At 58.0% G+C, this 14,681-nt stretch carries 13 protein-coding genes; all 13 read left to right on the top strand.

The window, feature by feature from the left end; genetic code table 11:
- Positions 1-39: 39 nt before the first annotated feature.
- From MFF62_RS03365 to MFF62_RS03425, 13 genes are read left to right on the top strand one after another with little or no spacing between them, the layout of a single operon-like run.
- Positions 40-1,164 (top strand): glycosyltransferase family 4 protein, encoded by a 1,125-nt coding sequence (locus tag MFF62_RS03365; RefSeq protein ID WP_238259903.1) that lies wholly within the window; start codon positions 40-42, stop codon positions 1,162-1,164.
- A gap of 57 nt (positions 1,165-1,221) precedes the next feature.
- Positions 1,222-2,637 (top strand): mannose-1-phosphate guanylyltransferase/mannose-6-phosphate isomerase, encoded by a 1,416-nt coding sequence (locus tag MFF62_RS03370; RefSeq protein ID WP_238259905.1) that lies wholly within the window; start codon positions 1,222-1,224, stop codon positions 2,635-2,637.
- A 20-nt stretch (positions 2,638-2,657) separates the two neighbouring features.
- The gene (gmd, locus tag MFF62_RS03375; protein WP_238259907.1) at positions 2,658-3,788 is read left to right on the top strand and encodes a GDP-mannose 4,6-dehydratase; all 1,131 of its coding nucleotides are present in this window, start codon (positions 2,658-2,660) and stop codon (positions 3,786-3,788) included.
- 1 nt (position 3,789) lies between these two features.
- Positions 3,790-4,719, top strand: coding sequence for a GDP-L-fucose synthase family protein (locus tag MFF62_RS03380; RefSeq protein WP_283205301.1), 930 nt, complete (start codon positions 3,790-3,792; stop codon positions 4,717-4,719).
- A 3-nt stretch (positions 4,720-4,722) separates the two neighbouring features.
- On the top strand, positions 4,723-5,904 hold the full coding sequence (locus MFF62_RS03385) for a DegT/DnrJ/EryC1/StrS family aminotransferase (RefSeq protein WP_238259910.1): 1,182 nt from the start codon (positions 4,723-4,725) through the stop codon (positions 5,902-5,904).
- Positions 5,904-6,770, top strand: coding sequence for an ABC transporter permease (locus MFF62_RS03390; protein WP_238259912.1), 867 nt, complete (start codon positions 5,904-5,906; stop codon positions 6,768-6,770). Before MFF62_RS03385 ends, MFF62_RS03390 begins: the two co-directional genes overlap by 1 nt.
- Positions 6,771-6,772: 2 nt before the next feature.
- Positions 6,773-8,047: an ABC transporter ATP-binding protein gene (locus MFF62_RS03395; protein WP_238259914.1), complete on the top strand. Its 1,275-nt coding sequence runs from the start codon at positions 6,773-6,775 to the stop codon at positions 8,045-8,047.
- Positions 8,044-9,792: an FkbM family methyltransferase gene (locus tag MFF62_RS03400; protein WP_238259916.1), complete on the top strand. Its 1,749-nt coding sequence runs from the start codon at positions 8,044-8,046 to the stop codon at positions 9,790-9,792. The genes MFF62_RS03395 and MFF62_RS03400 overlap by 4 nt, the downstream gene beginning before the upstream one ends.
- The gene (locus MFF62_RS03405; RefSeq protein ID WP_238259918.1) at positions 9,789-10,655 is read left to right on the top strand and encodes an alpha-1,2-fucosyltransferase; all 867 of its coding nucleotides are present in this window, start codon (positions 9,789-9,791) and stop codon (positions 10,653-10,655) included. The genes MFF62_RS03400 and MFF62_RS03405 overlap by 4 nt, the downstream gene beginning before the upstream one ends.
- A gap of 14 nt (positions 10,656-10,669) precedes the next feature.
- Positions 10,670-11,722: a glycosyltransferase family 2 protein gene (locus MFF62_RS03410; protein ID WP_238259920.1), complete on the top strand. Its 1,053-nt coding sequence runs from the start codon at positions 10,670-10,672 to the stop codon at positions 11,720-11,722.
- Positions 11,719-12,684, top strand: a complete 966-nt coding sequence (locus MFF62_RS03415) for a glycosyltransferase family 2 protein (RefSeq protein ID WP_238259921.1) — start codon at positions 11,719-11,721, stop codon at positions 12,682-12,684. The genes MFF62_RS03410 and MFF62_RS03415 overlap by 4 nt, the downstream gene beginning before the upstream one ends.
- Before the next feature lie 10 nt (positions 12,685-12,694).
- Complete coding sequence (locus tag MFF62_RS03420) at positions 12,695-13,783, top strand: glycosyltransferase family 2 protein (protein WP_238259923.1); 1,089 nt, start codon at positions 12,695-12,697, stop codon at positions 13,781-13,783.
- Positions 13,784-14,659 (top strand): glycosyltransferase, encoded by an 876-nt coding sequence (locus tag MFF62_RS03425; RefSeq protein ID WP_238259925.1) that lies wholly within the window; start codon positions 13,784-13,786, stop codon positions 14,657-14,659.
- Positions 14,660-14,681: the final 22 nt, after the last annotated feature.

Genomic DNA, 14,681 nt, shown 5'->3' on the forward strand with positions numbered 1-14,681 from the left:
GCCGTCGCCCGATTGCGCCCTGGTGCTGGAGTGAACCGCATGGCTGCGCGAGAGAAGATCCTGTTCTGTGGCAATTCGGCCTGGGGGATGTACCAGTTCCGCCACGGGGTTCTTGAGGCATTGATTGCCGATGGCTACGAGGTGCACGTAGTGGCCCCTGCGGACCATAATACAACGGCGCTGGAAGCGCTCGGCTGTGTCTTCCACGCAGTGCCGATGTCCCCCCAGGGCTACAATCCGCTGGAGGATTTGCGTCTTATATTCGTACTGAGTTCGCTGTACCGGCGCATCGGGCCGAAAGTCATTTTTCATTACACCATTAAGCCGAATATCTACGGATCGGTGGCGGCATGGCTGGCAGGCGCGAAGTCAATCGCAATCACCACCGGCCTTGGTTATGTATTTATCAATGTTGGCCTGGTGTCCTGGGTCAGCAAGCTGCTTTATCGGATTGCATTGCGCTTTCCACAAGCGGTCTGGTTCCTTAATCATGAAGATCGCGGCGCGTTTGTTACGGGGCGCCTGGTTGATTCGTCCAAATGTGCCGTATTACCGGGTGAAGGCGTAGACCTGACGTATTTCCGCCAGCTTTCCGAGCCGGCGGGACATGCCAAGGAGGGTTTCACGTTCCTGCTGATTGCCCGACTGCTTTGGGACAAGGGCATTGGCGAGTATGTGGAGGCTGCACGCCAACTACGACAGCGCTTTCCGAACGTGCGCTTTCAGTTGCTTGGGCCCGATGGCGCTTCCAATCCGAGTGCCATTCCTGTCGAGGAGGCGCTGCAATGGCAGGCGGAGGGTGTCATCGAATACCTTGGCGAAGCAAGCGACGTACGGCCAGCTATTGCCGCGGCGGGCTGCGTGGTGCTGCCTTCCTATCGCGAAGGTGTGCCGCGTGTGCTGCTGGAGGCCGCGGCAATGGAGTGCCCGATCATTGCGACGAATGTCCCGGGGTGCAAGGATATCGTGCAGCACGGCGTCAACGGGCTCCTGTGCGAAAGGCAGAGCGCCGAAGACCTGGCCAAGCAAATGGAAGCCATGCTTGCGCTAGGTGAGTCGGCGCGCCGCGCAATGGGCCGTGCAGGGCGCATGAAGGTGCAGCAAGAGTTTGATGTGAAGAAGGTGGTGGCCCACTATCGGAGCGTGATTCAGGCATTTGCCTGAAGAACGCTCTCGCCATCGCACTGACTACAAGATTCGACTACGGAACTGGTGATTTCAATGACGTTCATTCCGGTGATTCTGTCGGGTGGTGCCGGGACAAGGCTATGGCCGGTGTCCCGGGAATTTCATCCCAAACCGTTCATCCGCCTGCCGGATTCACAGAGCCTGCTGCAAAAGGCATTTCTGCGCGCGGCGGCGTTACCCGACGTTGCGGAAGTCCTCACTGTTACCAATCGCGAACTATTCTTCAAGACAGAAGATGAGTATCGTGAAATCAACGCAGCCCGCACGCCTGTTTCCTACATTTTGGAGCCGTTTGGTCGTAACACGTCTGCGGCCGTGGTCGCCGCGGCGCTGCATGCAGCCAGGACGCATGGTGACGATGCGGTCCTGTTGATTCTTGCAGCGGACCACCTGATTTCCGATCAGCTCGCGTTCGCCGAGGCCGTGGGCAAGGCGCGCGCGCTGGCGCTGGCGGGCCACTTGGTGACGCTGGGTATTCGTCCTGATGCCCCCGAGACGGGCTATGGCTATATCGAGGCTGATGGCAACCGTGTGAGCCGGTTCGTCGAGAAGCCGAGTGCAGAGAAGGCGGCCGAGTATCTTGCGGCGGGCAACTACTTGTGGAACTCGGGGATTTTCTGCTTCACCGCAGGAACAGTCCTGGCCGAGTTTGAGAAGTACGCTAGTGACGTTCTGGAGTCAATGCGCGACTGCCTGGCCGGATCACGCGTCGTAACGGCCGCGGGTATGTCGCAGACCGAGTTGTTGGCTGTCCAATTCGAAAAGGTGCCCAATATTTCGATCGACTACGCGTTGATGGAGAAGTCGGACAAGCTGGCCGTGGTCCCGTGCGAAATTGGTTGGAGTGATGTCGGGTCGTGGAATGCCATTGGTGCATTGGCGGGTGCAGACTGCAGCGGCAACTGCATCGAAGGCGAGGCGCTGTTGCACGATACCTCGAATTGCTATGTGCGTGGAGAGGACCGCGTGGTCGGCATGGTTGGTGTCAGTGACCTGGTGGTCATCGACACAGCCGACGCCTTGCTCGTGGCGCACAAGGATCGCACGCAGGAGGTGAAGGAAATCGTCCGCAAGCTCAGCGAGCGTGGCCACGAATCGAGCAAGATTCATCGGACGGTACACCGCCCGTGGGGGACATACACGGTAGTGGGAGGTGGCGATCGCTTCAAGATCAAGCGGATCGAGGTCAAGCCTGGCGCGTCGTTGTCGCTGCAGATGCACTACCACCGCAGCGAACATTGGATCGTGGTCAACGGCATGGCCAAGGTGATCAATGGCGAGCGCGAGATGCTGATAAACACCAACGAATCAACCTATATCCCGGCCGGCAATCGCCATCGACTGGAAAACCCCGGCAAGCTTCCGCTTGTGATGATCGAAGTGCAGTGCGGGGATTATCTGGCGGAAGACGACATCGTCCGCTTCGAAGACACATACGGCCGGATTTGATTAAAGGACACCGAATTTCTATGAGCAAAGTTGCACTGATTACAGGTATCACAGGACAGGATGGTGCCTATCTGGCCGAGTTTCTGCTTGCGAAGGGTTACCACGTCCACGGCATCAAGCGCAGGACGTCTCTGTTCAATACCGATCGTATCGACCATCTGTTCCATGATCCCCACTCCGGTGGCCCGAATATGGAGCTTCACCACGGCGACCTGACCGACTCCAGCAGCCTACTGCGCATCATCGCCAAGGTGCAGCCGACCGAGATCTACAACCTTGCGGCGCAGAGCCACGTGCAGGTTTCGTTCGAGGAGCCGGAGTACACCGCCAACTCGGACGGCATCGGTGCGCTGCGCGTGCTGGAGGCAATCCGGATCCTGGGCCTGGAAAAGACCGCGCGTTTCTATCAAGCTTCGACCTCGGAACTGTATGGTCTGGTTCAGGAAGTGCCCCAGAAGGAAACCACGCCGTTCTATCCCCGCAGCCCCTACGCCGTGGCCAAGTTGTACGCGTACTGGATTACGGTCAACTATCGCGAATCGTATGGGCTTTACGCATGCAACGGCATCCTGTTCAACCACGAAAGCCCGATTCGCGGCGAGACCTTCGTGACGCGCAAGATTACGCGAGCGCTGGCCCGCATCGCCTTGGGCATGCAGGACTGCCTGTATCTGGGCAACATGGATGCGCTACGCGACTGGGGGCATGCTCGTGACTATGTGACGATGCAATGGCTCATGCTGCAACAGGAAAAGCCCGAGGATTTCGTGATTGCCACGGGTGAGCAGCACAGCGTTCGCGAGTTCGTTGACCTCTCCGCTCGTGAACTGGGTATTACCCTGCGTTGGCAGGGCAAGGGCATCGACGAAATTGGCATCGTCGAGAAAGTAGAGAACGACACGTACGCACCGCACGTCAAGGTTGGCTCGACCATAGTCCGTGTGGACCCGCGCTATTTCCGTCCCGCGGAAGTGGAAACGCTGCTTGGTGACGCCACCAAGGCACGTGAAAAGCTCGGCTGGACACCGCAAACATCGTTCGCCGAGCTGGTGGCCGAGATGGCGAAGTCCGACGCCGTACTGGCGGCGCGAGAGAAGGCCGTGCTGGGCCGCGGCCTGAAGGTGTTCCGCCCGGATCTGGGGGAAAAGTAACGTGGCATCTGGTCCCATCCTGCTGACTGGCGGTACTGGCATGGTCGGGCGCAACCTGCTCGACCTTGCGGCGGACCGTAATATCGAGATCGTGGCGCCCACCAGCCGCGAGTTCGACTTGCGCAACTTCGAAGCGGTGCGAGGTTTCTTGCGCGATCTCCAGCCTTCATGCGTAGTGCATGCCGCCGGCCGCGTTGGCGGCATTCAGGCCAACATTCGCGAGCCCGTGGCGTTCCTTGTGGACAACTGGGACATGGGCAAGAATTTGTTGATGGCGGCACGCGAGACGGGGGTGAAGCGGGTGCTGAACCTCGGCAGCTCGTGCATGTATCCGCGTAACAGCCCGGAGGCGCTGCGCGAGGAAGAGGTGTTGACCGGACAGCTGGAGCCCACGAACGAAGGCTATGCGCTGGCCAAGTGCGCCGTTGCACGACTGGGCGACTACATCAGCCGCGAAACGCCGGACTTCCAGTACAAGACGCTGATTCCTTGCAACCTGTATGGCAGGTACGACAAGTTCGATCCGCAGCACTCGCATCTGGTGCCGGCAATCATCCACAAGCTCCATCAGGCCAAGATCACCGGCCATGACGTGGTGGATATCTGGGGTGACGGCACGGCGCGACGCGAATTCCTGTACGCCGGGGATCTCGCGGATGCCATCCTGACCAGTATCGAGCGCTTTGATGCATTGCCAGGATTGCTGAATATCGGACTCGGTCGTGACTATGAAGTCAACGAGTACTACCGCACCGCGGCCGACGTCATCGGCTACAAAGGCCAGTTCGTCCACGATCGCTCAAAGCCGGTCGGAATGAGCCGCAAGCTGGTCGACATCAGCCGGGCCAGTGAACTGGGATGGGTCGCGAGGACGTCGCTAGTCGACGGACTGCGCGCGACTTATGACTATTATTTGAATCAATTGGGGTGATGGATGCCGTATTCGCTTGCTAGTACCACGTGGGATCAGGAAGAACTCGATGCGATGCAGAGCGTGATCGCCTCCGGCATGTTTACCATGGGTAAGCATGTGGGCGAGTTCGAGAAAGCGTTTGCCGAAAGCGTCGGCAGCCGCTACTGCGTCATGGTGAATTCGGGCTCGTCGGCCAACTTGGTCATGGTTGGGGCACTACGTTTTCGCAAGCAGAACCCGCTGAATGCGGGTGACGAAGTCATTGTCCCGGCTGTATCGTGGAGCACCACGTACCACCCACTGCAGCAGTATGGCCTGCGCGTCCGGTTTGTCGACGTCGACCGCGAAACGTTGAACTATGACCTCGAAGCGCTGGCGGCGGCAATCACGCCGGAGACGCGCGCGATCATGGTGGTCAACCTGCTGGGTAATCCCAACGATTTCGCGAGTCTGCGCAGAATCGTAGGCGGGCGCAACATCGATATCATCGAAGACAACTGCGAGTCGATGGGTGCGACCTTCGAAAACCGTCAGGCGGGCACCTTCGGTTTGATGGGTACATTTTCGTCCTTTTTTAGCCACCATATCTCTACGATGGAAGGCGGGATGGTGGTGACCGATGACGAAGAGCTCTACCACATCCTTCTGTCCCTGCGCGCGCATGGCTGGACGCGTAACCTGCCCAAGCACAATCATGTCTGCGGTACAAAGAGCGACGACCCGTTCGAGGAGTCGTTCCGGTTTGTGCTGCCGGGATACAACGTGCGCCCGCTTGAGCTGAGCGGCGCGATCGGCATTCCGCAGGTGCGCAAGCTTCCGGGCATGGTGGCAGAGCGTCGCCGCAATGCGGAGAAGTTTCAGGCCCTGATGTCGCGCGTGCGTTATCTGCGCACGCAGCGTGAAATCGGCAGCAGCAGCTGGTTTGGCTTCAGCCTGATCGTGGAACCCGATGCCCCGTTCTCGCGCGCCGACATGATCAAATCGTTTGCAAAGCACGAAATCGATATACGGCCTATCGTTGCCGGAAACTTTGCCAAGAACGAAGTGCTGAAGTGGTATGACTACAGCATCCATGGAAGCCTGGTCAATGCGGAAGAGATCGATCGCGCCGGGTGCTTCATCGGTAACCATCACTACCCGCTGGACAGCGAGTTCAAACTTCTTGAGAGGGCCCTGGCTGAACTACCGGGCGCAATAGCCTGATGCAGAATACCCTGAACGCCCCCGAGCACAAGATGTCGGTTGAGGCCAAGCCGGAGACGGTGATTACTCCGCGGCCCGATGCAAGTCACTACTGGCGCGATCTCTGGCGCTTCCGTGAACTGCTCATGCTTCTTGTGTGGCGGGACGTGCTGGTGCGGTACAAGCAGACCGCGATGGGAATGAGCTGGGCCATTCTACGTCCGCTGACAACGATGCTGGTGTTCACGCTGGTCTTCGGCAAGCTTGCCAAGCTGCCGTCCAACGACTCGCCGTATGCATTGCTTGTATTCGCCGGCATGTTGCCGTGGCAGTTCTTTTCGGCAACGTTCTCGGATGCGGGTAACAGTGTGGTCGGCAACGGGCACATCATTTCGAAGGTGTATTTCCCGCGGCTGATCGTACCGCTTAGCGCGTTGTTTGTTGGTGTCGTGGATTTCGTCACCGCGGGCATCGTGTACCTGGGTCTGTCGCTGTTTTACCTGCACGTGCCCGGCTGGCAGATTGTGTTCTTGCCGCTGTTCATGATGCTGCTGTGCATGTTTGTGCTGGCGTGCAGCCTGTGGGTGGCATCACTGAATGTGAGCTACCGGGATTTCCGTTTCCTGGTGCCGGTGGCCATCCAGTTGGGTGCCTATCTTTCGCCGGTAGGCTTCGCCAGTTCGATCGTGCCGGAGAAGTGGCGGCTGTTGTATTCGCTCAATCCAATGGTTGGGATTATCGACGGTTTCCGCTGGTGTCTGCTTGGCGGACAGAATTCACTGCACTGGGATGCACTGGCCATCTCCATCACGGTCACGATCGTCTTGCTGGTCCCGGGCATCCGGTTTTTCCGCCGGACTGAAAGTGGCTTCGCGGATCTGATGTAATCATGAGCAAAGCAATCGTTGTAGAAAGTCTGTCGAAGAGTTACCTGCTCAAGCATCGTGCCCAACCGCCGGCGCAGAAGTCCTTGCGAGAAGCACTTGGAGGCGGGGTCGGATCACTGCTGCGTCCCGGGCGGCGCAAAGGCGCGAGCTTGGGGGGCCAGCAAGAGACCGAGGAAGTGTTCTGGGCACTGCGCGACATCAACTTCGAAGTGGAAGAGGGCGAGCGAGTGGCCATCATTGGCCGCAACGGTGCAGGCAAGTCGACGCTGCTCAAGATCCTGTCGCGCGTGGTCAGTCCCACGACCGGCAGCGTGCGGATTCGTGGACGACTAAGCAGCCTGCTGGAAGTGGGCACCGGTTTTCACCCGGAACTGACTGGGCGCGAGAACGTATTTCTGAATGGTGCGCTGCTGGGCATGAGCCAGGCGGAGGTGCGACGCAAGTTTGCGGAGATCGTGGATTTTGCCGAGATCGAACGCTTCCTCGATACGCCGGTTAAGCGCTATTCCAGCGGCATGTATGTACGACTGGCATTTGCGGTCTCTGCCTTCCTTGAGCCTGACATCATCGTGCTGGACGAGGTGCTGGCAGTAGGCGATGCCGCTTTCCAGAAGAAATGTCAGGCCAAAATGCGGCAGCTTGCAGCGGAAGGACGCACGGTACTGTTCGTAAGCCACAGCATGGGTGCGGTTAAGGAAATGTGTGATTCTGCGCTGATTCTGGAAGGCGGGCGTGTCAATGGTGGCAAGGTCTCCGTCGACGAGGCCGTCCTGTCCTATATGCGCCGGTCCGTGAATGCCGAGCATGCCAGCCTGCCGTTCCATACGGAAGATGTCGATTGCCTGAATGTGCTGATTCTCCAGAACGGATTCCCTGTGACGGAATGCGATGGCGGCCGGCCCATTGATGTGCGGATCGAGTTTCGTGTGCACAGGCCGATCCAGGCATTCCGCATGGGCTTCTACCTGAAGACGGTACTGGGCGAGATGATTACACGTTCGCTGGCTGCGGACTGGAATCCCGAACTGGAATCAGTCGCACCAGGTGAATACGTTCTTCATGCCCAGATTCCGGCCGATTTCCTGGTGGCAGGCAGCTTTGTGCTGGAGATCCATTCCAGCCAGTTCGGCGTCTGCGACTATTTCGACAACCTGCTGTCCTTCCCGATTTCGGTGCGCCGCTCGTCTAGGTACAACGCGCAGCACCCCATCGAGCAGTCGTTTGGTTACGTGCAGTTGAATCCGGCCTGGCGACTCGAAACCCTGTCCATGGCATGATTGACGTCAAATTGTCGACCTGTGCGCCCGGATGGCCGTGGGCGCGTCAGTTTCCCGGCAACACGCCGACCTGGGGTCCATTCCGCTTTCACATCGATTCCGATATCAAGGATTGCGATGCCTGGGTCGTATTCGAATCGCTTGCGGCAACGGAGCGGGTAAATTGCCCGCCCGATCGGACGATATTCGTTACGGGCGAGCCGGACGAGCTCGGTCACTACAACAGCCAGTTCCTTGCCCAGTTTCATACGGTTCTGACGGGCCGTAAGGATGTGGTGCATCCGCGAATCTTCCGGATGCAGCAGGCCCATCCGTGGTTCGTCGAGCGGTCCATGGACGAACTGATGGCGATGCCGCCATTGGAGAAATCCGAGGAAATTTGTGTGATTTCCTCTGACAAGGCTTTCAGCGAGGGCCATCGTGCACGCCTGCGTTTCGTACAGGCATTGTCCGATGCGCTTGGTCCAAGGCTGCATGTCTACGGACGCGGCATCCGGGACTTCGATTCCAAATGGGACCTGCTGTCACGCTATCGCTATGCCATCGTTCTCGAAAACCAGGAGGGCGACGACTTCCTGACCGAGAAGCTCCCCGATGCTTGGCTCGCGTGGTGCTATCCCTTCTATGCGGGTTGCACGAATGTCGGCCGATATCACGGGGAAGATGCATGGACGCCGATCTCGATGAATGAACCGGAGCGCGCCGCGCAGACAATCGTGGCTTGCCTGGACAATCCGCAGCATTATTCGAAGCATCTTGCGGCATTAAGTCGTGTTCGACGCCATTACCTTTGGAACACACAGTTCTTCCCGAATCTGAGCATTGTATTGCAGCACGTTTTGGGCACTACGCCGCAATCGTTGCGGGCGCCCACGATAATCAGTCCGATGTCGGAAGTGACGAACAAGGCGGCGGAAGAAGCCGCGCGGCCGACCATCGAGACCGCGCTGACGGAAAGCGGTCCCGAGCTTGGGCGACAAACTAAAAATGCAAACGGAACTAACGTGAAACGCCTGATCGTACGGGTCATGAGATCTGCAGGTTACAGGCTGCAGTACGCAGCAGACCGGGTGGATCCGCCGCCGCCCCCACCGCCGCCGCCGCCGCCGCCGCCGCCACCCCCGCCGCCTTCGATAAAAGAGATTTCCTACCGAAAGTGGGTCGCCGCCGATGGTGATCGAACGCTCCGCGTCGAGTATCCGTTATCGGAAGAGTCCATCATATTTGACGTAGGCGGTTTTGAAGGGCAATGGGCCAGCGACATGTACGCGAGGTATCGCTGCCGCATTCATGTTTTCGAGCCTGTTCCCTCATACGCTACGCAGATCGCCACCCGATTTGCGCATAACGACGCGATCCGTCTGCACCGCGTCGGTTTGGGGGGGGCGCCCATGGTTTCACAAATCGCCATTGCTGGAGATGCGTCTTCGACGCATCTGAAGAGCGATGAATCGGTGGAGATTCAGATCGTTACCCCGGAGCAGGTCTTTGACGCCGAAGGCGTAACCAATGTTGATCTCATGAAGGTCAATATCGAGGGGGCGGAGTACGACCTGCTCGATCATTTGATCGATACCGGAATGATCAGTCGTGTCCGGCGACTGCAAGTTCAGTTTCACGACTTTGTTCCAGATGCGGAGGCACGTATGCAATCGATTCAGAAGCGCCTGTCGGCGACGCATCGAGTGACATATCAGTTTCCGTTTATCTGGGAGAACTGGGTAAGCAAGGAGTTGGCCGAATGATTGTCACTCGGGTGATTGGTGGCCTGGGCAACCAGATGTTTCAGTACGCGGCTGGCCGCGCGCTGGCGTATCGTCATGACGTGCAATTGAAACTCGACAGCACGGGTTTCGAGACGTATCCCGTGCACAGCTACGGCTTGCATCATTTCGCCTTCAAAGCAGTACCGGCTGGCGAAAGGGAAATTCCAAACGGCCGGGCAGAGACCCGCTGGGCGCGGGCATTGCGCCGTTTTGGTCTTGGTACGGAGCTGAGCGTCTTTCGCGAACGGAGCTTCGCATTCGATCCCGAAGTACTGAGCTTGCCCGATGGCGTCTACCTGGATGGCTACTGGCAAAGCGAGCGATATTTCGCCGATATCGCGCAGGAACTACGTCGTGACTTCGAGATCGTGACCCCACCGAATGCCGAGAATGCCGCATGGCTTTCGCGCATCAGGAAGGACGAGGGCGCCATCTCGATACACGTGCGTCGTGGCGACTATGTCACCAATGCGTCGGCGAGCGCGGTACATGGAACTTGCCCACTCGACTATTACGTGCGTGCCGCGGAATACGTGGCGGGAAAGTGCGGGGCAGCGCCGACCTTCTATGTGTTTTCCGACGATCCGGACTGGGTGGCCCAGAATCTGCAACTCGGGTACGAGACAGTCTATGTCCGGCATAACGATGCCTCGCGCAATTATGAAGATCTTCGGCTCATGGCGGCCTGTCAGCACCACGTGATCGCCAACAGTACATTCAGTTGGTGGGGCGCCTGGCTGAATCCGTCCAACAGGAAAGTCGTGGTGGCACCTGCGGCGTGGTTTCGCGACGGCAAGTTCGACACACGCGATCTGTTGCCGTCATCGTGGGTAAAGTTCTGATGGGTGGAGCATCGATGCCAGGCAAGCCGCTGATCAGTGTCGTGATGCCGGCGTATAACGCGCAGGAACACCTTGCGGAGGCGCTGCAAAGCGTTTTGCAGCAGACCTACGAGTATTTCGAGGTCATCCTAATCGACGATGGATCGTCGGACCACACGCTGGAAATCGCGCGCTCGTTCGACGATCCGCGCATCCGGATTGTCGAGAACGAGTCGAATCTCGGGCTGGTCAATACGCTCAACAAGGCGCTAGGTTATTGCAGGGGCGACTATATTGCCCGCATGGATGCGGACGATCTCTGCGTGCCGGAAAGGTTTCAGCTGCAGGTCGATTTCCTTGCGGAGCATCCCGAAGTGGGCGTGGTTGGCGGTGCGATTCGTTTTTTCGATAATATTCCGACACCCTACACGTTTCACTTTCCGACTGCGCATGAAGACATCCGTGTTGCGTTGATGTTCTATTGTCCGTTGGCGCATCCTGCGCTGATGTTCCGGCGGTCGGTGTACGACGAAGGCAAACTAAAGTACACGAGCGAGTTCCCCCATGCGGAGGACTATTGGCTGTGGAGCCGGTTTACTGTTGGGGTGCGCAGCGCGAATCTTCCGGATTTGCTGCTGCATTATCGCCTGCACAAGAAGCAGGTCAGCACCAGTGAATCCAATCACCAGTACCTGGCCTCCCGCTCCGTACGAGGCTGGATGTTCAGTCAGGCTGGCATCGATCTCACGCAAAGTGATTCGGAACTGCATGAAAGCCTGATTCTGGAGCGGTATGACCCACGCCCAGAATATCTGAATGCCGTGGCAACGTGGTTTCAGAAGCTTGAATCGGCCAATGCGCGTTCCGCTTTTTGGGATGCCGGTGCATTGAACGGTCTGCTGCGGGAACGATTCCGCAAGGTGCTGGTTGAGACTGGGGTTCGCGCGTATCGCAAGTCGGCATCTCATGACGCGCTACGCTATATGCCGCCGCCATCCATGGATCCGAAGCCGACCGTGCTGTCGTCGGCCGTGGCGTTCAAGCGACGCTGTCGCGTCGCGGTCAAGCGATTATTGGGGCGCGTATGAGCCAGCTGGTCAATGAAGCAGGGCGGCAGGGGAGCCGCGCGTCGTCACGTGACACCGTATCGTTGATTGTCCGTGCCGTGACGGGGCGGCCTCGTGAAATTGCCCGCGCGTTGGAGAGCATTGCGCGTGCGAGTTATGCGGCTATCGAAGTCGTGCTGGTCTACCAGGGAACCGACCTCGAATATCTAGCGTTCCTGAAGGGGCTGGATGCGCTGTTGCCCGGGATCTCCTACCGCGTCGAGCACAATCCAACGGACGAAGATGAACGCGCGCGTAATCTCAATTTGGGGATCGCCGCATCCAGTGGTCGCTATTTTGGTTTTCTCGATGACGATGATGCGCTGGAGCCCGAGCACATTGCCTGCCTCGTGGAAGCGCTGATCGGCAGCGGGCGCGCTTGGGCTTATTCCCAGACAGTATTGAAGAAGGAAAATGAGCACTATGAAGTGATTCAACAGTCGAAGCCCTTCGTGCGTAAGAGCTTCTCGCTGAAATCACTGTGGACCGAGAATTTCATTCCCATCCACAGCTTCCTGGTGGATCGTTCGCGCTTACATGAAGAACTGCGCGAGTGTCCTTTCAATGAGGAATTGACCCGTTCAGAAGATTGGGACTTCCTGATCCGATTGGGATTTCATCACGAGCCTGCTGTCGTCCACCAGTTCACGTGCAGCTACTACGTGAGCACGGCGCCGCGGAACAGCAATCTTTCGCTGACGAAACCCAGCGAGCAAACGGAGCAGAGTCTGCTAAACAAGCGCGAATGGGAGCGTTCGAAAGAAATTGTCGAGAGCACCAAGGAAGAATTGATGGGGCGTTTCTACTGGGCGCGCGACTATTTTGCCTCGGCGGTCGCGCAACCTGTGGTGGCGATGCAAGCGGCAAGCGAGAGCGTGGCGGGTAACCGCCTGTACCGTCGCATCGTGCGCGGCATCATTCGACGGCTGGAACGGACAGTCTGACGTGAGCCGAGTGACAACTGCCGCCCGGGAACCGCGCAATACTCCGCTATTGAATTTGCCAGAGGATCCGATGCCTAAAGTCTCAATCTGCATTCCGGCATACAAGCAGGTGGCATTCCTGCGCCAAACGCTGAAATCGGTAAGTGAGCAACGTTTTACTGATTATGAGTTGATCATCACCGACGATTCTCCCGACGATTCCGTGGAGACTTTGCTGGCCGAATTCGATTTTGGTGGCCGGATGCGCTACGTACGTAATGCGCAGCAGCTTGGTTCTCCAGAAAATTGGAATGCGGCGTTGCGGCTTGCTTCGGGCGATTATCTGAAGATCCTGCATCACGATGATAATTTCACCGATGCCGACGCGCTGGGTGATTTCGTGCGACTGCTCGACGACAACCCTGAAGCCGGATTCGCATTCTGCGCCACATTGATCGTCAACGTGGCCAATGGCACGGAGCGGGTTCATCGGGCTACCGAAAGCCAGATGAGTACTCTGCGTGCCATGCCCGAGATCCTGTTTGCCGGCAACTTTGTCGGTGCGCCGAGCACCACGATCTATCGGCGTGAGTTCGCGCTGGACTACGACGTCCGCATGAAGTGGTTGGTTGACCTGGATTTCTATATTCGCATCCTGCGAAGCGATATCGGTTTTGCATTCAGTGCCCGGCCGCTGATTTGCACGCCTACCAACGCGGCGCACCAAGTGACGGAGGTCTGCCGGGACAGTGGCCAGATCGAGTTGTACGAATACTCGATCCTCTTCGACAAGATCGCCGACGCAGTGGCACAGCGTCCCGAGATCAAGGAACAGTGGTACCGCCTGTTCGAAAAATATGGCATTCGCTCTCGCCGAAGCTTCCTGAAATATGATGTGGCTCAGCCCGAGCCCGCCGAGTATTTCACAAAATTGATCAAGAATTATCGCCGTCGTCGCTACCTGACGCTGCATGGTCTGGCACGCGTATTCTTTGCAATCTATCCGAAAATGCCGGCGCCCATTCGTGCGCCGATTCGGTGGGCGAAGAACAGCCTTCTATTTGTACTGGGCCGGCAACGCAAAGTGGCGCGCGTGACCGAGCTGGATGGCGACAAGTAAATGTCTGAGCAGAGCATTCCAATCACGGTGTTGTTGCCAGTTCGCAATGGTCGTAGAACCATTGCTTCGGCGGTCCGTTCCATCCTGGATCAGACCTTCGACAATTTCGAGTTGCTGGTGCTCGATGATGGATCTGATGACGATACCGCCGCGATTGTCCGCGGCATCGGGGATGTGCGTATTCGCCTGGTATCTGATGGCCGCCAGCTTGGCCTTACATCGCGCCTGAATCAGGGGGTTGATCTCGCGCGTGGCAGATACCTAGCACGGATGGATGCGGACGATCTGAGTTTCCCGGAGCGTCTGTCTCATCAATTTGAGTTCCTCGAGCAACATGCGGAAGTGGATCTTTTAGGTTGTCGCGCGGCGGTCTTCAGGAACGACGGCACCGTGGTCGGCATGCTGCCGTTTCGAGAAACGCACGAGGCGATCTGCGCGCGTCCATGGCGAGGTATTCCGCTTCCGCATCCCACGTGGATGGGACGGACGAGCTGGTTTCGCAAACATCGCTATCTGGTACCGGAAGTGAGGCGGGCCGAAGACCAGGAGCTCCTGCTGCGAAGCTGTATTGACAGCCGTTTTGCGTGCTTGGACGAGACGCTGTTGGCCTACCGGCAAGGCACATATAGCGTCGCGTCAACTTTGGTTGCTCGCCGCCATCTGTTATACGCACAACTGCGCACCTTCGTTGGGCGTCAGCAATGGGGCAATATTGCATTGGCGACCGCGTCCAGCGGCGTGAAGATCATCGTCGACGTTCTCGCCGTACTGCCGGGCATGGACAAGGGGCTGGCCTTCCGTCGCGTGGAAGATCCTGTGCCTGTGGAGACTATTAGGCGCATCGAAAAAATGCTGGGCAGTGCGTCCCGACAGTAGCGTGCCTCCGTAATGTGTGCCT

Source organism: Cupriavidus pauculus (genome assembly GCF_022179805.1).
GTDB lineage: Bacteria > Pseudomonadota > Gammaproteobacteria > Burkholderiales > Burkholderiaceae > Cupriavidus > Cupriavidus pauculus_E.

Bases quoted from the DNA above. Each gene is read 5' to 3' on its own strand.
- MFF62_RS03365 (WP_238259903.1), top strand. From the start codon at position 40: ATGGCTGCGCGAGAGAAGATCCTGTTCTGTGGCAATTCGGCCTGGGGG.
- MFF62_RS03370 (WP_238259905.1), top strand. From the start codon at position 1,222: ATGACGTTCATTCCGGTGATTCTGTCGGGTGGTGCCGGGACAAGGCTA.
- gmd (WP_238259907.1), top strand. From the start codon at position 2,658: ATGAGCAAAGTTGCACTGATTACAGGTATCACAGGACAGGATGGTGCC.
- MFF62_RS03385 (WP_238259910.1), top strand. From the start codon at position 4,723: ATGCCGTATTCGCTTGCTAGTACCACGTGGGATCAGGAAGAACTCGAT.
- MFF62_RS03390 (WP_238259912.1), top strand. From the start codon at position 5,904: ATGCAGAATACCCTGAACGCCCCCGAGCACAAGATGTCGGTTGAGGCC.
- MFF62_RS03395 (WP_238259914.1), top strand. From the start codon at position 6,773: ATGAGCAAAGCAATCGTTGTAGAAAGTCTGTCGAAGAGTTACCTGCTC.
- MFF62_RS03400 (WP_238259916.1), top strand. From the start codon at position 8,044: ATGATTGACGTCAAATTGTCGACCTGTGCGCCCGGATGGCCGTGGGCG.
- MFF62_RS03405 (WP_238259918.1), top strand. From the start codon at position 9,789: ATGATTGTCACTCGGGTGATTGGTGGCCTGGGCAACCAGATGTTTCAG.
- MFF62_RS03410 (WP_238259920.1), top strand. From the start codon at position 10,670: ATGCCAGGCAAGCCGCTGATCAGTGTCGTGATGCCGGCGTATAACGCG.
- MFF62_RS03415 (WP_238259921.1), top strand. From the start codon at position 11,719: ATGAGCCAGCTGGTCAATGAAGCAGGGCGGCAGGGGAGCCGCGCGTCG.
- MFF62_RS03425 (WP_238259925.1), top strand. From the start codon at position 13,784: ATGTCTGAGCAGAGCATTCCAATCACGGTGTTGTTGCCAGTTCGCAAT.